Origin of the sequence: Psychrobacter maritimus (assembly GCF_029953575.1) — a bacterium.
In the GTDB taxonomy this organism is placed as follows: Bacteria; Pseudomonadota; Gammaproteobacteria; order Pseudomonadales; family Moraxellaceae; genus Psychrobacter; species Psychrobacter maritimus.
Genome location: NZ_CP124526.1, coordinates 3,095,360 through 3,114,869 on the forward strand (window position 1 = coordinate 3,095,360; position 19,510 = coordinate 3,114,869).

Annotated in this window: 18 protein-coding genes; 8 read left to right on the top strand and 10 right to left on the bottom strand. The window is 43.3% G+C overall.

Features of this window, described 5'->3' with window-relative positions; translation table 11 throughout:
- Positions 1-28: 28 nt before the first annotated feature.
- From QJS82_RS13260 to hisIE, 5 genes are all read right to left on the bottom strand, one after another.
- Complete coding sequence (locus QJS82_RS13260; RefSeq protein WP_201619619.1) at positions 29-1,528, bottom strand: UvrD-helicase domain-containing protein; 1,500 nt, start codon at positions 1,526-1,528, stop codon at positions 29-31.
- 226 nt (positions 1,529-1,754) lie between these two features.
- Positions 1,755-2,714, bottom strand: a complete 960-nt coding sequence (gene tatC / locus QJS82_RS13265) for a twin-arginine translocase subunit TatC (RefSeq protein ID WP_438656213.1) — start codon at positions 2,712-2,714, stop codon at positions 1,755-1,757.
- Positions 2,714-3,421 (bottom strand): Sec-independent protein translocase protein TatB, encoded by a 708-nt coding sequence (tatB, locus tag QJS82_RS13270; protein WP_281490789.1) that lies wholly within the window; start codon positions 3,419-3,421, stop codon positions 2,714-2,716. The genes tatC and tatB overlap by 1 nt, the downstream gene beginning before the upstream one ends.
- Positions 3,422-3,447: 26 nt before the next feature.
- On the bottom strand, positions 3,448-3,690 hold the full coding sequence (gene tatA / locus QJS82_RS13275; protein ID WP_281490790.1) for a Sec-independent protein translocase subunit TatA: 243 nt from the start codon (positions 3,688-3,690) through the stop codon (positions 3,448-3,450).
- A 189-nt stretch (positions 3,691-3,879) separates the two neighbouring features.
- Positions 3,880-4,728 (bottom strand): bifunctional phosphoribosyl-AMP cyclohydrolase/phosphoribosyl-ATP diphosphatase HisIE, encoded by an 849-nt coding sequence (gene hisIE / locus QJS82_RS13280; RefSeq protein WP_281490791.1) that lies wholly within the window; start codon positions 4,726-4,728, stop codon positions 3,880-3,882.
- A 558-nt stretch (positions 4,729-5,286) separates the two neighbouring features.
- Here hisIE and rpmI point away from each other — a divergent pair.
- From rpmI to QJS82_RS13305, 5 genes are all read left to right on the top strand, one after another.
- Entirely contained in the window at positions 5,287-5,484 is a 198-nt protein-coding gene (rpmI, locus tag QJS82_RS13285; protein ID WP_011281253.1) for a 50S ribosomal protein L35, read from the top strand.
- 151 nt (positions 5,485-5,635) lie between these two features.
- Positions 5,636-5,992: a 50S ribosomal protein L20 gene (gene rplT / locus QJS82_RS13290; RefSeq protein WP_011281252.1), complete on the top strand. Its 357-nt coding sequence runs from the start codon at positions 5,636-5,638 to the stop codon at positions 5,990-5,992.
- 342 nt (positions 5,993-6,334) lie between these two features.
- Positions 6,335-7,390 carry a phenylalanine--tRNA ligase subunit alpha gene (pheS, locus tag QJS82_RS13295; RefSeq protein WP_201619623.1) on the top strand — a complete coding sequence of 352 codons (1,056 nt, stop codon included), beginning with the start codon at positions 6,335-6,337 and terminating at the stop codon, positions 7,388-7,390.
- Positions 7,391-7,494: 104 nt separating this feature from the next.
- Positions 7,495-9,900, top strand: a complete 2,406-nt coding sequence (gene pheT, locus QJS82_RS13300) for a phenylalanine--tRNA ligase subunit beta (RefSeq protein ID WP_281490792.1) — start codon at positions 7,495-7,497, stop codon at positions 9,898-9,900.
- A 249-nt stretch (positions 9,901-10,149) separates the two neighbouring features.
- Positions 10,150-10,449 carry an integration host factor subunit alpha gene (locus tag QJS82_RS13305; RefSeq protein WP_079692789.1) on the top strand — a complete coding sequence of 100 codons (300 nt, stop codon included), beginning with the start codon at positions 10,150-10,152 and terminating at the stop codon, positions 10,447-10,449.
- 270 nt (positions 10,450-10,719) lie between these two features.
- On the opposite strand, the gene QJS82_RS13310 is transcribed toward QJS82_RS13305, so the two are convergent.
- The gene (locus tag QJS82_RS13310; RefSeq protein ID WP_201629323.1) at positions 10,720-11,076 is read right to left on the bottom strand and encodes a hypothetical protein; all 357 of its coding nucleotides are present in this window, start codon (positions 11,074-11,076) and stop codon (positions 10,720-10,722) included.
- A 650-nt stretch (positions 11,077-11,726) separates the two neighbouring features.
- Here QJS82_RS13310 and ypfJ point away from each other — a divergent pair.
- A complete protein-coding gene (gene ypfJ, locus QJS82_RS13315; RefSeq protein ID WP_281490793.1) occupies positions 11,727-12,614 on the top strand; it encodes a KPN_02809 family neutral zinc metallopeptidase in 888 nt (295 codons plus the stop codon).
- 135 nt (positions 12,615-12,749) lie between these two features.
- Here ypfJ and QJS82_RS13320 read toward each other — a convergent pair whose 3' ends face one another.
- The 3 genes from QJS82_RS13320 to trxA all read right to left on the bottom strand — a co-directional run bounded on the left by QJS82_RS13320 (position 12,750) and on the right by trxA (position 15,502).
- Positions 12,750-12,986, bottom strand: a complete 237-nt coding sequence (locus tag QJS82_RS13320) for a YMGG-like glycine zipper-containing protein (RefSeq protein WP_201563623.1) — start codon at positions 12,984-12,986, stop codon at positions 12,750-12,752.
- A gap of 393 nt (positions 12,987-13,379) precedes the next feature.
- Positions 13,380-14,648, bottom strand: coding sequence for a transcription termination factor Rho (gene rho / locus QJS82_RS13325; RefSeq protein ID WP_149490840.1), 1,269 nt, complete (start codon positions 14,646-14,648; stop codon positions 13,380-13,382).
- Positions 14,649-15,175: 527 nt separating this feature from the next.
- The gene (trxA, locus tag QJS82_RS13330) at positions 15,176-15,502 is read right to left on the bottom strand and encodes a thioredoxin (protein WP_149490841.1); all 327 of its coding nucleotides are present in this window, start codon (positions 15,500-15,502) and stop codon (positions 15,176-15,178) included.
- Positions 15,503-15,955: 453 nt separating this feature from the next.
- Here trxA and QJS82_RS13335 point away from each other — a divergent pair, with 453 nt between their 5' ends.
- Both QJS82_RS13335 and QJS82_RS13340 read left to right on the top strand, forming a co-directional pair.
- Positions 15,956-16,669 carry an RluA family pseudouridine synthase gene (locus QJS82_RS13335; RefSeq protein WP_281490794.1) on the top strand — a complete coding sequence of 238 codons (714 nt, stop codon included), beginning with the start codon at positions 15,956-15,958 and terminating at the stop codon, positions 16,667-16,669.
- Positions 16,670-16,876: 207 nt separating this feature from the next.
- A complete protein-coding gene (locus tag QJS82_RS13340; protein ID WP_438656736.1) occupies positions 16,877-18,379 on the top strand; it encodes a flavin-containing monooxygenase in 1,503 nt (500 codons plus the stop codon).
- Between the two features lie 192 nt (positions 18,380-18,571).
- Here the strand turns inward: QJS82_RS13340 and QJS82_RS13345 are convergent, their stop codons facing one another.
- On the bottom strand, positions 18,572-19,507 hold the full coding sequence (locus QJS82_RS13345) for a D-2-hydroxyacid dehydrogenase (RefSeq protein WP_281490796.1): 936 nt from the start codon (positions 19,505-19,507) through the stop codon (positions 18,572-18,574).
- Positions 19,508-19,510: the final 3 nt, after the last annotated feature.

Below are 19,510 nucleotides of genomic sequence, written 5' to 3' on the forward strand. Positions count from 1 at the left end.
ACTATGAGTTGTGAGATAAAAGAGAAAACTAAGAATTACCAAAAACCACCTTTTTCCCCGTCTGTAATCCTGATATTAAGTCTTTAATATTATGAATATCTAAATTGCTCTGTGCCCGCGTGCAAGCAACGTAGAGCAAACGCAGCTCTTCTGGGCTGATTTTGACTGCATTGGTTGTCACATCATAATAAAAGTCATCATCAAGTTGTACTTTACCCCACTCAAGCCCTTTGGCTTTATGCGCGGTTGAGATGACATAATCGGCATTTTCAATACTGGATAAACTATTGACCGCTTGGCTGAGCACATTAGTCCCATGATCATCGACCAATTTGACCAAGGTTTTAAGGTCGCTGCCTTCATTGGTTTCAGAATATTCTTGAACGTCACCCCAATTATAAAAATATGCCAGTTCAGGCACGCCATATGCCGATTTACCATTCTTTAAATTTTCGGCTGCCTGACAGAATTTAAGCATACGATCGGTATCTGCTTGCAACGCCACGCGGTGACCGAGTTTTAAGCCTGTTAGCAATTGCGACATAGCAGCAGCATTGGTGCGGCAAAGAATGGCGTCTTTTTTACTGTGTACCATGCCTTTTTCGGTAGAAGACTGCTTATTAGGATTGCCTTTTAATGGCACATCTTCTTGTAAGGCTTTGAGCAAGGTGTTGGCAATCTCGGCAATCGGTTCGCCAAAACGAAATGACTGCGTTAATAAAGTCTGCGGCAATGGCAGTTTTTTCATCGCATTGACCGCACCGCGCCATTCATAAATCTGCTGATGGGCGTCACCTACATAAATCACTTGCCGTGGCTGCTGGGTCAAAATCCCCATCATCAAGGGATCGGCATCTTGCGCTTCATCAAATAAGATAAAATCTGCGGGAATACTTGGCTTCGATAATGCCCACAATTTAAGATAAATATCATGCCCGATACCAGCAGGATGGCGCGCATCAATCGACTGTAGCCAACGCTGCTCAACGGCGGGATAGAGCATTTCACGCAGCTGCTCAGCATCAGAATCATCGAGCCAGCTTGGAAATTCAATATGCCTTGGCGCAGGATAGCTGGCGTGCGTACTACAAAAATTGCTCACCGCATCACTGACAAATCGCGACAAGCGCGCTGGCGTGAGGGTAATATATTTGTTCATCCCATCCATTTGCCGACGGACTTGTACCGGTTGCAGACCCAAATCATCACCCAGACGTTTGGGTGAAAATCTTGGCAACGACAATTTGGCGGTGATATCACGTGGTACATGACGGTAGGCCAGTGAGTGAAACGTCCGACAATCGACGTGACCGGGGAATTTTTGCCGTGCATCGTTAGCAATGGCTTTGTTAAAGGCTAAATATAAGCCGCGGCCACGTAGACGTTCACCGATTAATTTGAGCGTCGTCGTTTTCCCTGCACCCGCATAAGCGACCACTTTAAATGACTTGTGATCCATCGCCATATTTAGCGCGTTCAGCTGCTCATCAGTGGGATCGCTCATATAAGCTGGCATAGATGCGGACATAATAAAGCTACCTAAAAAACTAGAATGGGGGCAAAAATAACGGGGGTAAAAAAAGCCACTGCATAGACAATGGCCGACTGGTCATGATGACGATATTGATTGCAAAATATTTGCAAGCGCACAGGACAAAATAAAAAAGTTAGTAGAAAATAAAGGTGGAAATAAGCAGGTTGTATTAACAGATTAGCGCGTTGGCTGTTTTGCAATAAGTGTCTGATAAGTAGAGCTATTCTTTCTTCAATTCTATATCGTCTGCTGCATCAAGGCTACGCTCTTCTTTGATTAATATTTTCGCTAAAAATAATCCCAGCTCAAACAATAACCACATCGGAATCGCGAGCATCAACATCGATACGCCATCAGGCGGTGTAACGACCGCCGCAACGGCAAAACAGCCGACGATAATATAACGGCGTTTATCTTCTAAGCTCTGAATGGAGACGACACCCGCCAATATCAATAGTAAGGTGACCACTGGAATCTCAAACGTCAGCCCAAATACCATGAATAATTTGAGCGCAAAACTTAAATAACTGTCGATATCTGTCATCGGCAAAACGTTCTGCGGCGCAAACATGATAAAAAACTTAAGTACGCCTTTGAGTACAATAAAATAAGAGAAAGCCACGCCCGCATAAAATAAAAATATCGAGGACATCAGTACAGGAATGGCGACTTTTTTCTCTTTTTTATATAAACCGGGTGCGACAAACGACCAGATTTGATACAAAATATACGGCATCGCAAAAAATGCCGCGACAAATATGGTCAAGCGTATCGGTGCCATAAAGTTAGAGGTGATATCGGTCGCAATCATCGTCGAGTTGGCGGGCAACTGAGCAACCAATGGGTCAGATAAAAAATCATACAGCTCGCGTGAAAATCCGACCAAGGCTAAAAATATGATTAATACCGCGACGCATATCTTAATCAGATGCCGACGTAACTCAATCAAATGCTCGGTAATCGGCATATCGCCCAGTGAGCTTAAGATATCGCCAGAGTCCTCATTGCTATTATCGACAGTATTACTATCGACATTAATGTTATCGACAGTACTACTATCGACCTTACTGTTATCGCCGTTCTCACTATCAGTATTACTATCAAGGGTTTCTGTTGCAGCCTTAATATCTGCATCCATTATTTTTTCTTGGCGGCTTTTTTTACGTTTAAATAACCCCACTAATCATTCTCCTGCTTATTAACAGAAGCCTGTTTGGGTAAAGGACTGTCCAAATGGATGACAGGGCTGTTTAATAAAATGTCGGCTTTATAATTGGGTAAATAGGGCGCTTGCGGCAGACGCCTTGCTTTATCATAAGCGCCCAGACGGAACCACATATTTTCCCACGGTTTGGTGCTGATGTTTTGAATGTTGCTTTGCGTTGTTTGTGTAGTGATGTGTTGAGTGTCGCTATCATCATTACCTTGACTCTCTGAAAGTTCAGGCTCTTTTAACTTTTTATCTGACCCATCACTGTCATAGGCATAGTCAAACTCTTTTGGCGCCGCGGATGAATTATCGCCTTTTTCACAATCGTTTTTATTATTGGTATTATCCACTTTATCGGTTGTAGGCTGATGTGCTGCTTTTAAATGCTGATTCTGCGAGGATTCAAACTCTTGCATACTGCCGCGCATCTCTGCCATTTCACGGCGCATTTCTGCTTCCGTTTGGCGAATTTTGGCCAGCTCTTTTTGCATTTGCTGGCGCGTCTCAGCTAAGTCAAGTTCCGCTTCGATTTCAGACTGCAAGGTAGAAACCGTGCGGCGAATTTTGGCATACCATTGTCCAGCGGTACGAGCCGCTTGGGGCAGCTTTTCTGGCCCCAAGACGATTAAGGCAATAACGCCAAAAAGCAATAATTCAGAAAACCCAATATCAAACATAATGTTCCGATGTCACTGTCTAAATGCTATACATTATGCTTGTCATCAACCTTAGTGGTTGTTGGGCGCTCTTCAGGGTGTGCTTTGCCATCATGGTCGAGCACCACTTGCTTTTTGACATGTTCAGTATTTTCGTCTTTGACGGCTTCTTTAAAACCTTTGACCGCGCCGCCCAAATCTTTACCGGCATTTCTTAGTTTGGAGGTGCCAAATACGACAACCACTACCACCAATAAAATCAGCCAATGCGTAATGGAAAAACTGCCCATAATGCTATCCTTATGTCTTGGTTTTCAGTCTTTATAGGAATACGTTGAGTGTATAGAATATTGCTGTCGTACACAAAATCTATCGACAGCTTATGCGAAGTAACACGTCACACTATTATAACCTGCCGTTATGACAAAAAGGTGAAAGCAACAATAATCAAACAGGGTAATGGCTAAGCTTAAAAAACGCTAGCGCGCCGCTTTTTCATCAATACCTGAGAGACCAAAGCGTCGACCTAATTCATTTAATACCGCCTCTGACTCGATATCGAACCAAGCCAAGCCGACTAAGGTATGGAACCAGACATCAGCGACTTCATAGATAAGCTCATGACGCGCTTCGTCATATTGGGTTTTATCAGTGCTTTCATCGCAATTGGCAAAGTCTTTAGCAGCGATGATGCTCTCGGTACTTTCTTCACCGACTTTTTCTAATATTTTATTGAGACCTTTGGCGTATAAGCTGGCTACATATGAGCTATCAGCATCCGCTTGTTTGCGCTCGGCCAATACTTTATCAAGCTGCTGCAAAATAGAATGAGTGGTAGCAAGGCTGTTATTTTGATTGGTGTTCGAATGCACTAAATCTTCCGCCGCCGCTTCATTAATTTCAGGCGTGGCTTTTGCAGCGGCGTTTGTCTGATAAATCTCTGCAGGATCTTTTAATACTTTATCGACTGTTTGCCATTCAGGTGTTTGCCCTGACAAATCCAAACGCTGATAAAAACAAGACTCGCGGCCGGTATGACAAGCGATACCACCGGCCTGAGTGACGCTAAGGACAATCACATCGGCGTCGCAATCTAGACGAATATCATGCACACGCTGGGTATGCCCAGAAGATTCGCCCTTATGCCATAACTTGCCACGCGAACGCGAAAAGTACACCGCCGTCTGCGTTTGCGCGGTTAATTGTAGAGATTCGGCGTTCATCCACGCCATCATCAAAATACGCCCTGACACATAATCTTGTGCAATTGCAGGAATCAAACCATCAGCATTAAAATTTACGGCAGCAAGCCAAGCAGGTAAAGTCATCGTCTATCGTCTTATAAGTAGAAAGTAATTAGTCATACAAACTAATTAATAATAAAAAATAGGTTTTAATAAAAAGCACTCATCAATAAAAGGAAGCTTATGAAGTCATTTAGCCTATCTACCGTTTATGAGAGCGCTTTATCAATGTTCACACTCTACTTAAACACAGCTTAGGCTGACATTCAATATGTTAAAGCACTAAATAAAGCACAATTATACCTGAGCGGGATTTTGATAAAATAATAATTGTAAATTAGGCTCAGCTAACCTTAGTTTTATTAAGTTTATATAGCTTAGTTTCTATTTCGAAGCTTGAATTTTAAGTGGCTAATGACCAATGTTTAGCCGCTTAAAATAAGCCCCATAGTATTTGTGATTAGAAAGAACAACATACGCTAAACCGAGCTGAAACTTTCCTTGGCAAAACTGCGCATGATCTGTTAAAATGACGCCTCCCACCTCGAGGCAAATAGAGGTTTAGTGCTTGTTTTTACAGCCACTATTCGTTATTGACTATTTGACGACCAGGTTCTATAAAAGACAAAGAGGCAAATCATCATGAAAGTTAAGATGAAAACCAGAAGCGGTGCAGCTAAACGCTTCAAAAAAACAGCGAACGGCTTTAAGCGTAAGCAAGCATTCAAAAGCCATATCTTGACCAAGAAATCAGCTAAGCGTATTCGCCAGTTGCGCGGTCTTAAGATGGTGGACAAGTCTGACGAAGCAGCAGTTCGTCGTATGTGCCCATACATCTAATAAGGCTATCGTCATTTATCTTTGATTAAGCGCTGTTTAATAAATAGCGACTGAATTAAAAACATCTGACTTTGCAATCTGATAACGATGTCTATTAATTAATGACATCGTGATTCGTTTAATAATGATTAAAAATATCTTGGAGTAATTTATGGCCCGTGTAAAACGTGGTGTACAGGCAAATCGCCGTCACAAAAAAATCTTAAAGCGCGCAAAAGGCTACTACGGTGCCCGTTCACGTGTTTACCGCGTAGCGGTACAGGCAGTGACCAAAGCTGGTCAATATGCTTATCGTGACCGTCGCAACAAAAAACGTACTTTCCGTCGTCTTTGGATTGCACGTATCAATGCTGGTGCACGCTTAAACGGCTTAAGCTATAGCCGCTTTATCAATGGTATGAAAAAAGCTAACATTGCAATCGATCGTCGCGTACTTGCTGACATCGCTATGCATGATGCAGCGACTTTCACCGCCTTGGTTGAAAAAGCAAAAGCGGAATTGGCCTAAATATTAACCGTCCTTTAGGTATTCAGCTTTTTTGATTACTTGAATGGATAGGACTAATATTGATTAATAGTACGATATTAATAAAAGCTACCGCTGGTCGGTGGCTTTTTTTATATTAAATTATTTTATGGTCAGTTTATCACCGCTAAAGTTTTATCACCGTTAAGCGGTAACCTGCTTTATCTGAACTTGCATTTCTTATTGTCTAAATATTCAAGCCATTCATATCACACGCCCTTATATTAAAATGAATGGGTAAATGGTTTGCAATATTTGGTCAAATCCCTACAATTACCTATCACTATAATTAATAGTCCGTTTAAATCAGGAAGAATGCGTCTTATGACTACCCCTGCTGCTACCACCGATTTGTCGGCGCTACCGACCTTATCCTCAGAACTGAGCGAGCTAACTGAAGCCCAGCTGACTGAGTTTACCAGTGCCGCTGAAGCCTTAATCCTACAAGTCAATGATGTCCGCTTATTACAAGATTTGCGCGTGCAATTGACGGGTAAAAAGAGCCCCTTAACTGGCTGGTCAAAGCAGATGGGCAAACTGAGCAGCGATGATAAAAAAACTTACGGTGGCTGGTTACATCAAGTCCGTAGCCGTATTCAAGATGCATTGACGGCGCAGCAACAGCAGCTAGAAGTGGCGGCATTAAATGCTAAGCTTGCAAGCGAAAGCATTGATATCACCTTGCCTGCGCGCGGTGGTCAAAAAGGTCATTTGCATCCAGTGACGATGATTACCCAGCGTATGCAGCAGTATTTCATTCAAGCGGGTTTTAATGTCGCTACTGGCCCTGAAGTTGAGAGTGATTACTATAACTTTGAAGCCCTTAATATTCCCTCGCATCATCCAGCACGCGCGATGCACGATACTTTTTATTTTGATGCGCATTATCTGCTACGTACGCATACCAGTCCGGTGCAAATTCGCACCATGGAAAAAAATGAGCCGCCGATTCGTATTATTTGCCCAGGTCGCGTCTATCGTAATGACTCGGATCAAACCCATTCGCCGATGTTCCATCAGTTAGAAGGCTTAATGGTTACCGAGTCGAGTACCTTTGCTGAGCTAAAAGGCTTGATTAGTGAGTTCTTAGAAGCGTTTTTTGCCAAAGAATTGACCGTGCGTTTCCGTCCGTCATTTTTCCCGTTTACGGAGCCTTCTGCTGAAGTTGATATCCTCGATGATAATGGTAAATGGCTTGAGGTCATGGGCTGCGGTATGGTGCATCCACAGGTGCTAACTAACTGCGGTATTGATAGCGATAAATACACCGGCTTTGCTTTTGGGATGGGTATTGAGCGCTTTGCGATGTTGTATTACGGTATCGATGATTTGCGCCTGTTTTTCCAAAACGACGTACGCTTCTTAAAACAGTTTGGCTAGAGTGCTCTTTGTTTATATAAAAAGTGCTCCTTGTTAATATGACAGGTTAATAGTCCAACCTTTAATTCAAAATCTTTATTATAAAATTCTGATCCGAGATATTTATGAAAATTAGCGAACAGTGGCTACGTCAATGGGTAAATCCCAACAATAGCAGTGAGCAATTGGCCGAACAACTCACCATGGCAGGGCTTGAGATTGATGATCGCTTTGCGGTTGCCCGTGCCTTTAGTGGTGTGGTTGTCGGTGAAGTCATCAGCGTTGAACAGCATCCAGATGCCGATAAACTACGCGTTACGCAGGTGAATATTGGTGCATCTGAACCGTTACAAATCGTTTGCGGTGCACCCAATGTAACGGTCGGTATGAAAGCACCAGTTGCGACCGTTGGTGCCATTTTGCCTTCTGATAATGGTGCAGGTTTTGAAATTAAAAACGGTAACCTACGCGGTGTCGACTCTAACGGTATGCTTTGCGGCGCGTCTGAAATTGATTTAACCGATAGCATCGATGGTCTGCTTGAATTGCCAGCTGATGCACTGATTGGTATGGATATCCGTGAGTATTTAGGTTTAGACAATCAGATACTAGATATCTCTATCACCCCAAACCGTGGTGATTGCTTTAGCGTACGTGGTATTGCGCGCGAGATATCAGTCATTAACGATTTGCCGATGCAGCAGCCTGAGATTCCTGCCAATGTAGCAGCTACTGATAACAGCGCAACGCCAGCGGTGACAGTAAGTGCGGTTGAGGCGTGCCCACGCTATCTTTTACAATCAATCAGTAATATTGATCGTAGCATCGACACCCCAAAGTGGGTGCAAGATGCGCTAGTCCAATCGGGATTACGCTCGCATAACTTTTTGGTCGATGTGACAAACTATGTGTTGATGGAATTGGGTCAGCCGCTACATGCGTTTGATGCCGATACCATTGTTGGTGATATCGTGGTTCGTTTGGCAGAGCCTAGCGAGACCATTACCTTATTAAATGAGCAAACCATTACTCTAACGGGTGATGAATTGGTCATTGCTGATGATAAAGGCGCACTTGCGCTCGCGGGTATCATGGGCGGTCAACGCAGTAGCGTTACTGATGGCACCACCAATATCGTCTTAGAGAGCGCCTTCTTTAACCAGCTTGCTATTGCTGCACGTGCACGCCGTTTTGGTCTGCATACTGATGCCTCACAACGCTTTGAGCGTGGTGTCGATTTTGAATTACCAGAGTTAGCGTTGGCGCGTGCTACTGATTTAATTACCAGTGTCACTGGCGGTCAAGCAGGGCAAATTGTAAAGGTAGAAAACAGTGAGCATCTACCGGCACGTGCGCCTATTATGTTGCCAATCACTAAAGTTCGTGAGGTCATTGGTATTGAGATTGAACCAGCAGTGATGGTACGTATCTTAACCCAATTGGGCTTTGAGGTAGAGCAGCAAGCAGATAGCCTGATTTGCACGCCACCATCGTATCGCTTTGATATGAGTATCAAAGAAGACCTCATCGAAGAGATTGCGCGTATCTATGGCTATGACAATATTCCAAGCGTCTTGCCACATTTGCAAGTCAGTATGGATTATGACGATACCGCAGACTTGACGCATGAGATGAAGCTGGCACTGGTCGATAATAGCTATATGGAAGCGATTAGCTTTAGCTTTAGTGATGCAAAAATAGAAGCCTTGCTTGATGATAAAGCGCTAGGTGAAGTGTTGGCACTGGCCAATCCTATCTCTAGCGACTTAGCGGTAATGCGCCGTACTTTGCTGTCAAGCTTGTTGCCTTGTGTACAATATAACCTCAATCGTCAGCAGCCGCGCGTGCGCTTCTTTGAAACTGGTCTGAGTTTTGTCGGTCAAAGTATTAGCGAGTTGGTGCAAACACCAAGTATCGCATTAGTAGCAGTCGGCGATGTTTGGGACGAGCAAGCGTATCAAAACCGGGCATTAGACTTCTATGATCTCAAGCATGATATTGAGCAGTTATTACCTGCGCAAGTAGATAGTGCGCGTATCCGCTATGAGCGTAGTAAGCTAGCTTTCTTACATCCGGGTCAAAGTGCCAAGCTCTATATCGATGATCAGTATGTCGGTTGGTTGGGTCAATTGCATCCTAATACCGCTAAACAATTGGATTTGCCAGCTACATGGGTGGCCCAATTATCACTTGCGCCATTATTAACCCTTGTACGTGAACAGCATGTCATCACCACTCCAAGCAAATTCCCGCAGGTACGTCGTGATATTGCTATCTTAGTCAATAGCGATATTAGCTTGCAGACGTTAGAGGCGACGATACGCGCGGCAGCCGGTGAGTTATTGACTGATATGTGGCTATTTGATGTGTATCAAGGTGATAAAGTGCCAGCAGGTCAACGCTCATTAGCTTTTGCGCTGATATGGCAAGACAGAACACAGACACTCTCTGATGAAGCGGTAAAGACAGCGACCGATAAGGTAGTGCAAGCCCTAACCGAACAGCACGCTGCTCAGTTGCGTGACAGCTAATATCTAATCCTAAAAATATAAAATCCTCCATAGCCTCCTCATAAGCGAGGCTATGGCGCTTTGCTATTGATGAAAAAGATTAGCTGATAGAAAGTTATAGACATAAAGTAAGTTAAGTGGTTATTAATAAAGGATTTTATTGCAGACTTTATTAAAATGACGGCAAAAAACCTTTATAATAGCTAACATTAATCCTCATACCGCTAAACCATGATATTTGACATCACGACATAGCATAGGAGTCGTACTGTGAGCACCTTAACCAAATCTGACATGATTGAGCATTTGATGAGTCATCTTAACCTGACACGCCAAGAAGGCCGCTGTTTGGTGGAGAACTTTTTCGATGAATTGTCAGAAAGTTTGATTGATGGCAAAGAGGTCAAGCTTTCAGGCTTTGGCAACTTCGAGCTGAAAGATAAAAACAGCCGTCCCGGTCGTAACCCAAAGACAGGTGAGCCTGTTGCAGTGTCTGCGCGCCGTGTGGTTACCTTTAAAACTGGTCAAAAATTTCGTCAGCAGGTCGATGAACGTTTATTTGATGAGTAAACTATTATTAATAGGTTTTGTTATAAGTTTTTTTTAATAGGTTATTTCTGTTGAGCCAATAGCGATGATGAAAGTCATTCTATTGGCTTTTTAGATTTATCAAGCAAATGATTTACAAGATAGGGTAGTCAATGTTATATAGCACCATAGCCTAATGCATTTTCTGCCTAACCTTTGAAGCGCTAATAAAATCCTAAATAACAGACATAAAAAAAGAGAGCATAAGCTCTCTTTTTTTTACTACAGTATTTTTATTATGAAAAATAAAAATTACTGAGCTGGTTCTTCAACTACAACTTCGTCAGCTGCGTCTACTGCAGGAGTTTCGCTAGCTACGTCAACGCTAGTAGTAGTACCGTCTACAGGTACTTCAGCATCGATTTCGTCAGTAGCAGTAGCAGCTTGTGCATCAGCGATGTCAGCTTCAGCGTCAGCAACAGCAGCTTCTGCATCAGCAGGAACAGCTTCGCCTTCAGCAGCAGCTTCGTCTAACTGTTCAGAAGCATCTTGCACTTCTTCTTGTGCGTCAGATAAATCTTCAGCAGCGTTTTCTTTGTTGCTGTCACAGGCAGTAAGGCCCATAGTTGCAGTCATGATACCAGCTAGAGCAAGTAATTTTAAGTTCATAAGGTTTTCTCCGGGAAAATGAAATGATCAGTAGCAGCAAAAAAGGTTGAATATCCGAGATGTCTCAGAATTCAACTAGTATTAATCGCAGCTACTCAGCTTCCACGCATTCTATATGATTTCTTTCTGCATGGAAAGAGCTTGTACAATTAAGTAACAATAAAATTGTAAATAGGGGTTTACATGGTCTACTTAATATAACTTTTAATACAACAAGCCAAATTAATCGACGTATAATCAATGACATCAGTACGATTTAAGGGTTTCCCTATAAAAGGTTTTCTCTCATGACTAAGGTGCTAGTTTATACCCATTTATGGCCTATTGTCAGTACAATTATCATCAAATATAGCCATTGAATGATGAATATTAGCAGGGTATAAATAGCGGTAGTATTCGTAAAAGCTATCAATAAAAACCGTCTATAAAAGTAGTAAGAAACGAAGTCTTAGCAACAAAACAATAGCAGCATAAGAAGCGTTGTTTGACCTCGTTTTTTACGGTTAATGGCTGAATGAAAAATGAAAAATAGCTAAATAAAATAGGCAATTAAGGGACTGCGCTTAAAATTATTAAATATCCATAACTATATAGCAGGACTAACGACGATACGCATAGCGATGACTATGGTGTTTTTTAGGAGAGATTTTATGAAATGGCAAGGCAGACGCGGCAGCTCTAATGTGCGCACAAGTAGTGGTGGCGGCAAGATGATCGGTGGCGGTATCGGCGGGATTATCATCGCCGGTATCTTATGGTTGGTGTTTGGGGTCAACCCAATGACTGCACTACAGACCGGTCAGGTGGTGGCAGGTGGTGGCAGCAATACCTCTACTGAGCCTGCGACCAGTGACGACCGTGATACAAGGTTTGTCAAAGTAGTCTTGGCGGATACGGAAGAAGTTTGGCATCAGATATTCAATGAGGCCGGCAGTATCTATAAAGAGCCGTCCCTGATTTTATTTAATGGGCAAGTCAGCTCCGCTTGTGGCAGCGCCAGTGCAGCAACAGGACCTTTTTATTGCCCGGGTGATCAAACGGTTTATTTGGATACGTCGTTTTTTGTAGAGATGCGCCAAAACTTAGGCATTACAGGCGATGAGCAAGGCTCAGGTGATAGCGAAAACCAAGGGAAGGCCGGAGATTTTGCGCAAGCGTATGTGATCTCTCATGAGGTTGGTCATCATGTACAGACCTTGCTCGGTATTACCCAACAAGTAAACGAAGCGGGTCGTCAAGTTACGCGCGCACAGGCCAATAAGCTGTCGGTATTACAAGAACTACAGGCGGATTGTTTTGCGGGCGTTTGGGCACAGCGTAATCAAGAGCGCGTGCAGTTTTTAGAAGCCGGTGATATCGATGAAGCCATCAATGCCGCCAGTCAAATCGGTGATGATCGCTTGGCGCGTGCCAGTGGTGGGGCAGTCGTACCTGATAATTTCACTCATGGTACCAGTCAACAGCGCGTTCAGTGGTTTACCCGTGGTTTAGAGAGTGGCAATATTCAATCTTGCGATACTTTTAGTGGGGCACTATAAGTAGGAGAGCATGATAAATAGTGAGGCATTATAAAAGTATTGCTTCATTGCTTAATAAATAAACATAAAAAAGCCTGCAATTTAATTGCAGGCTTTTATTTTGATAACCGTCTGTTGATAGCTATCTAAAATATATTATTTGGTTTGGTCGTAGATATAACCACCAGCGCCACCAAGAGCAGCACCCGCTAATGCACCACGTGCGATGTCTTTACTATCGCCTTTACTTCTGATTAGAGCACCAGCAGCAGCGCCTGCAGTAGCACCTCTTACGGTGTTGTTTGCGTTACCGTATGGGCCTGTATTACAACCAGTCATGATTAATGCTGAGCTAGTAATGGCTGTCATTGCAAAAGTTTTAGCAAATTTCATATTATCACCTATTAAGTAGTCAAATTTAAAATACAATATACAGTTTAAAATACAATATGTATCTAGTGATGTTAGTACTACTTTGCATAGTAGCCCGTTTATGTCTATCGCGGCGTAGTAGAAACGCTAAGCTTTGCAAATAACCTGTAAAGTATGTTGCTTCACTGTATCGTTGGTAGGGCTTTTGCTTGGAGTTATTGTATTTATAATGAAAGTCCGCTAACTGTTTCTAAGGATTATCCCCACAGCCCTGTATTCTTTTTAAGTGGAATCGACTATATAGCGAAAAAGTCTTTAAACGAGTATTTAAAAAGCAAAAAAAGACCACCCTAAGGCAGTCTTTATGTTTGGATAGTTCACTATCTAATCAATTTGATAAACAATAACTATCAATTAGTTTTGTGATTTACGTTTCATTTGTTCAAAGAACTCGTCGTTGGTCTTGGCTTCTTTTAGACGGTCTAGCAAGAACTCAGTGGCTTGGACGCCATCCATTGGTTGAAGCAGCTTACGTAAAATCCAAACCTTACGCAATTTATCTTCATCAAGTAGGCGCTCTTCGCGACGTGTGCCCGATTTTTTGATATTAATGGCTGGGAAGACGCGTTTTTCTGCTAAATCACGCTCAAGGGTAATCTCTTGGTTACCGGTTCCTTTGAACTCTTCAAAGATAACGCTGTCCATTTTACTACCGGTATCAATAAGCGCACTGGCAATAATGGTCAAGCTGCCGCCTTCTTCAACGTTACGCGCCGCACCAAAGAAGCGTTTTGGACGCTCAAGAGCATTGGCGTCTAGACCACCGGTCAATACTTTACCTGATGATGGAATCACGGTGTTATAGGCGCGAGCAAGACGGGTAATAGAGTCCAGTAAAATGACCACGTCTTGTTTATGCTCAACCAAACGCTTGGCTTTTTCGATGACCATTTCAGCCACTTGGACGTGACGCTGTGGCGGCTCATCAAAGGTAGATGCAACCACTTCACCGCGTACCGTACGCACCATCTCGGTGACTTCTTCTGGACGCTCATCAATCAAGAGTACGATTAAATAACATTCAGGGTTATTACGAGTAATCGACTGCGCAATGGTTTGTAGCAGCATGGTTTTACCGGCTTTTGGCGGTGCAACGATAATCGAGCGCTGACCTTTACCAATTGGGGCAATCAGGTCAATAATACGACCGGTCAAATCTTCGGTCGTGCCATTACCAAGCTCGAGCTTTAATTGCTCAGTTGGGAATAACGGCGTTAAGTTCTCAAAAATCAGCTTATGACGCGAGCGATCTGGCGTATCAAAGTTAATCTCACCGACTTTTAATAGCGCAAAATAACGCTCAGAGTCTTTTGGCGGACGAATGGTGCCCGCGATACTGTCGCCAGTCTTTAAGCTAAAGCGACGGATTTGACTGGGGCTGACATAAATATCGTCAGGACCTGCTAAATAAGAGCCTTCAGATGAGCGCAAAAAGCCAAAGCCATCAGGAAGAACCTCAAGCACGCCGTCACCATAAATGGCTTCACCGTTACGGGCATGGGTTTTTAAAATCGCAAAGATAATGTCTTGTTTACGGCTACGCGCCATATTATCAAGACCCATTTCTTTAGCGATGGCCAATAGCTCAGCGATTGTTTTTTTCTTTAATTCAGTAAGATTCATAGATAGGTCATTAGCAGTTGATCAGATGAGAGATGCCATTATCAGCACAAATCAAGACATTGATTAAAACAACGGGTATAGGGCGATAGCGGGTATATGCACAGCATTGGGGTTTATGTAGGTTGGATTTTACGTGCCAGCTTATGGATGCGTTGCCAGAAAGTCAGGCACGCTCATAAGAGGTAAAGATAAAGAAGTCTACATAAGAGTCTGCGTCAAAAACTCAATATCAGTAATTGTGTTTAGTCATTGCGTTCAGTAGTGGTGTTTTATAATGACGATTGTGTTTTTGTTGATAAACACGAGGAGAATAGCGACAAGACACTTAGGAAAATGGTTAGTTTTCTCTTGTCAGCAGACTATACGGGCTTCAAGCTGGCATTGTCAATAATTTTTGCCAAAAAATTCGCATAATCTCGTTTTTTGCTCAGAAAAGCAGCAAAAAAGCCATTATCTGCTGTAGACAATAGCTTTTTCGGTGTCGATTTTTATATAAAAACCTTTTAGTAAACAATTACTAAAAACGATTATAGATGCTTATCTAGTACGGCTGCTAATGCGGCTTTTGGCTGTAGACCCATCACTGAATCAACTTTTTCGCCGTCTTTAAAGACAAACAGGGTAGGAATGTTACGAATACCAAAACGGCTCGCCGCTTGTGGGTTACTATCGACGTCGACTTTAACGATTTTAACTTTACCTTGGTACTCAGTCGCTAAATCTTCTAAAATAGGTGCAATGGCTTTACAAGGACCACACCAAGTTGCCCAAAAGTCTACTAGAACTGGCACGTCTGATTGTAGAACATCTTGGTCAAAGTTTGCATCGGTGGTGTTAACAATAAGGTCTGACATAATTTTTCTCTCTTGTTTTATTATTTCTATTACCAGCCGTCTATATAAATATGAGGGTCATATTAAACAGATGAATGGCTAAAGAATGGTTAAGAAGGGGTGAAATTCTGCCATTATATTAACATGTTTGCTCAAAGTTGACAGATGCAGGCCGGTTAAATTGTTTAACAATTACTATTAGCACAATAAATCGAAACATAACGACACAGGTTATGTTTTATCTGTCACTTGCCATCGCTATCGTCATTTTAACGCAAATCCAGTCGTCGCTTTGAATACTGGGCGAATACCGATTTATTATTATTTTTAACTGCGCACTTACCACCCATTTTGCTCAAAGTTAACTTTATCCAAAATTAAGGATAGTTTTATTAACAACGGCTTTGACATCGAAGCTTATGAATATCGAAACCTTATCAATATAGAACCCATTACTATAAGTAGCTAAATTTTATGCCTTTCACTGATGAAAAGATAGACGCCCTGAATGCTGAAGAAAATGCGTATCCACCGGAGTTTTTTCGAGAATTTGCGCAAGCCGTTACCGTCTATGAAGATGATGATATTTGGGTCGTCGATAAGCCTGCAGGATTGTTAAGCGTCGATGGTAAAACGCTCAAGGTGAGTTTGTTGGCACGACTTGAGCGCGCCAATCCAGCGGTTAAGTTGATTCATCGCTTAGATATGGATACCTCAGGGCTGCTGATTTTTGCCAAAAATGCCGCCGCGCAAACCCATATTAGTAAGCAGTTTATTGAGCGGCTGCCACAAAAAAGTTATCAAGCGCGTGTCTTTGGCCAATGGCAAAGCGTCGGTGCCAAAGGTGAGATATCAGTGCCAGTACGTTATGAGCCTGCAACCAAACCGCGGCATATCGTCGATCCCAATTGGCCAAAGCATGCATTAACGCTGTATGAGGTGCTAGCCCATGAAGAGTGCAACGGTCAAACCGTCACGCGCGTGCTATTAAAGCCTGTTACCGGTCGCAGTCATCAGCTGCGTGTACATATGGTGCACGTCGGGCATGTGATGATTGGCGACCCGATTTATGCAGAAGGTACGGCATTAACGATTGCGCCAAGACTGAATTTACATGCCCAGCAGTTACGCCTAAAACATCCCACACTTGGCGCTTGGATGGATTGGGAAAGTCCAAGCCCTTTTTAAATAGGTCTCTTTGAAATAGATTGATTTTAAATACACCATGTAAATTAAAAGCCATCATGCAAAAACAAGGATTGTATTATGCTTGATATGACTGCCGGCAAACAGGCAATTAAAAAGCGCTTTAGATCTAAATCATCGCCAGCAGCCTTGAATACGCCCGTCGATTGTGAGGTGCTTATCATCGGCGCTGGGATTGCCGGTATCGGCATGGCCAGTCGATTGCAGCAGCAAAAGCACAAAGGGCTGTTTGGTCATAGAAGCCGAAGTCGCTTAAAACAGCTAACAAAAAGGAAGCCGCAAAAAACTACCCAGCGCTTTGTGGTATTAGAAAAACGCGCAGATTTGGGCGGTACGTGGGATTTATTTACTTATCCTGGGGTGCGTTCCGACTCTGATGCTTTGACCTTTGGCTATAGCTTTCGTCCGTGGTTGGACCATCGGGTATTGGCAAAAGGCGGTGATATTAAAAACTATATTGCTGATACGGCGCGCGAGTTTGGTATCACTGAACATATCCGCTATCAGCATGAGGTGCAGCAGCTGTCTTGGTCAAGCCATAGTCAGCAGTGGACGGCAACGGTAAAAAATCATGCAAGCGGTGAGGTATTTGCCTTGACGGCAAAGTTTGTCGTCGGTGCAACAGGCTATTATGATTATGAGCAAGGTTACAGGCCTCATTTTGATAAAGAAGAGGACTTTCAGGGTGCTATTGTTCATCCGCAGCATTGGCAAAATGTGAATTATGACGACAAAAAAGTGGTCATAATTGGTAGTGGTGCGACAGCGATGACGCTACTGCCCGCTATGGTCGATGAAGAAAGCGAGCAGTGCGCGCAGCACGTTACCATGCTACAACGGTCGCCGACCTATGTGGCAAGTGTACCGGGTGATGATTATGCGCTTGATTGGCTGGCAGGTAAGTTTTCGCCACTCTCGAAAACGCAAGCTTATAAGCTACTGCGCACGCGCAATGTGTTGATGCAACAAGGGACTTATCGAGCGGCTGTGTTTGCGCCCAAGGTGATGAAAGCATTATTAAAACGTGGCGTTAAAACCGAATTAAAAGGCAGCGGGGTTGATATTGCGCATTTTATGCCCGCTTATAATCCTTGGGATGAGCGGCTTTGTGCCGTGCCAGACAGTGATTTATTTATGGCGCTACATGGCAAACGAGCTGCCGTAGTGACCGATCAAATCAGCCACTTTACCAAGACTGGCATCATGCTTGACTCTGGCAAACACCTTGAGGCTGATATCATCGTCACCGCAACGGGGCTAAAACTACAAATGCTTGGCGGCGCTAAAGTCTATGTCGATGGGCAAGCAATCGATATCGGCTCGCGCATGACTTATAAGGCGGTTATGATTGAAGGCGTGCCAAATATGGTGGCGCTATTTGGCTATACCAATGCGTCGTGGACACTAAAAATCGACTTGGCTTGTCAATATGTGCTGCGGCTGCTCAACCATATGCATAAGCATCGTTATCAAGTGGCAGTGCCGCAAGCAAAAACTGCGCATAGCGAGGCACATGCTCAGCCAGATACGGTCATGGGTGCGCTATCGGCAGGCTATGTCCAGCGCGCGCAACACGAGCTACCAAAACAAGGCGATATTTATCCTTGGCGGGTCACTAACAATTATCTTAGTGACCGTGTGATGCTCAAATACCGTAACATAAAAGACGATTGGTTGCGCTTTAGCCGTTAAGCTTTATTAGGGGGTGTCCTCAATTCAATCGATGGACATCTAAATGGTCTAAAAATGGCTAAATTTTGCCAAACTTCGTCAAATAGCTTGGTAATATCCCGATATTAACTGCACTATTTTCCTTGTTTGGCTACAATTTATCTCATTTTTATCACCATTTTTAAAATGAGGACGCGCCCTAGTGATTGTCTTTTAATGCTTATCGATAAATTCTGACACTTGCTTGCTTAAGATTTGCCACAAGGTTTCTTGCGCGCTTTTACTGCCCCACGCATTATGTGGACTAAATATCACCCGCGGATGGTCAGCAAGGGTCAATAAAGGGTCGTCTTTGACAATCGGCTCTTGCTCAAATACATCGGTGGCATAACCGATAATTTGCTCGTTGTTAATCGCATTAGTTAGCGCTTGGCTATCGACAATACCACCACGGGCGACATTCACAATCAGCGGCTGTTTAGCCATTTTTGCTAAAGTATCTGCATTAATAAGATGCTTGGTTTGCTCGTTTAATGGGCAATGTAAGCTCAGTACATCAGACTGCGCCAGTACGTCTTCAAACGCCGTATAATCCTCATTACGCGGCGCACGCCCTTGATGCTCTGCCCACAATACCGTCATCCCAAAAGCGCGGGCGATGTCAGTGACGCGTTTACCAATAGTGCCAACACCAATAATCCCCAGTGTCTTATCTTCCAAATCTATCAGTGGAATATCGAGCAAGCAGAAATTACCATTGTTTGCCCACGTGCCGTCAGCAACTTTTGCATGATAATGGATGCCAGCACGCATCGCAGTTAGCATGAGCATAAAGGTATGCTCGGGCACGCTTTTGACCGCGTAACCAGCGACATTATATAGCGCGATATTGTGCTTAGCGCAGGCATCTTGATCGACGTTGTTCATACCTGTTGCGGTCAGTTGGATAAGCTTCAACTTGGGCAGATTGGCGATGATGTCAGCGCTGATTTGGACTTTATTAGTAAAAATAATGTCGGCATTTTGACAGCGTTCAATAATCAGCTCCTGAGGCGTATCGTCGTAAGTAATATAGTCGGTAACGCCAACGGGTGCTGGCAAGTCGACATTATCAGAAAAAGTACCTTTGTCTAAAAAAACCGCTTGCATGAT

Bases quoted from the DNA above. Each gene is read 5' to 3' on its own strand.
- QJS82_RS13260 (WP_201619619.1), bottom strand. From the start codon at position 1,528: ATGTCCGCATCTATGCCAGCTTATATGAGCGATCCCACTGATGAGCAG.
- tatB (WP_281490789.1), bottom strand. From the start codon at position 3,421: ATGTTTGATATTGGGTTTTCTGAATTATTGCTTTTTGGCGTTATTGCC.
- tatA (WP_281490790.1), bottom strand. From the start codon at position 3,690: ATGGGCAGTTTTTCCATTACGCATTGGCTGATTTTATTGGTGGTAGTG.
- hisIE (WP_281490791.1), bottom strand. From the start codon at position 4,728: ATGACTTTACCTGCTTGGCTTGCTGCCGTAAATTTTAATGCTGATGGT.
- rpmI (WP_011281253.1), top strand. From the start codon at position 5,287: ATGAAAGTTAAGATGAAAACCAGAAGCGGTGCAGCTAAACGCTTCAAA.
- rplT (WP_011281252.1), top strand. From the start codon at position 5,636: ATGGCCCGTGTAAAACGTGGTGTACAGGCAAATCGCCGTCACAAAAAA.
- pheS (WP_201619623.1), top strand. From the start codon at position 6,335: ATGACTACCCCTGCTGCTACCACCGATTTGTCGGCGCTACCGACCTTA.
- pheT (WP_281490792.1), top strand. From the start codon at position 7,495: ATGAAAATTAGCGAACAGTGGCTACGTCAATGGGTAAATCCCAACAAT.
- QJS82_RS13310 (WP_201629323.1), bottom strand. From the start codon at position 11,076: ATGAACTTAAAATTACTTGCTCTAGCTGGTATCATGACTGCAACTATG.
- ypfJ (WP_281490793.1), top strand. From the start codon at position 11,727: ATGAAATGGCAAGGCAGACGCGGCAGCTCTAATGTGCGCACAAGTAGT.
- QJS82_RS13320 (WP_201563623.1), bottom strand. From the start codon at position 12,986: ATGAAATTTGCTAAAACTTTTGCAATGACAGCCATTACTAGCTCAGCA.
- rho (WP_149490840.1), bottom strand. From the start codon at position 14,648: ATGAATCTTACTGAATTAAAGAAAAAAACAATCGCTGAGCTATTGGCC.
- trxA (WP_149490841.1), bottom strand. From the start codon at position 15,502: ATGTCAGACCTTATTGTTAACACCACCGATGCAAACTTTGACCAAGAT.
- QJS82_RS13335 (WP_281490794.1), top strand. From the start codon at position 15,956: ATGCCTTTCACTGATGAAAAGATAGACGCCCTGAATGCTGAAGAAAAT.
- QJS82_RS13340 (WP_438656736.1), top strand. From the start codon at position 16,877: ATGGCCAGTCGATTGCAGCAGCAAAAGCACAAAGGGCTGTTTGGTCAT.
- QJS82_RS13345 (WP_281490796.1), bottom strand. From the start codon at position 19,507: ATGCAAGCGGTTTTTTTAGACAAAGGTACTTTTTCTGATAATGTCGAC.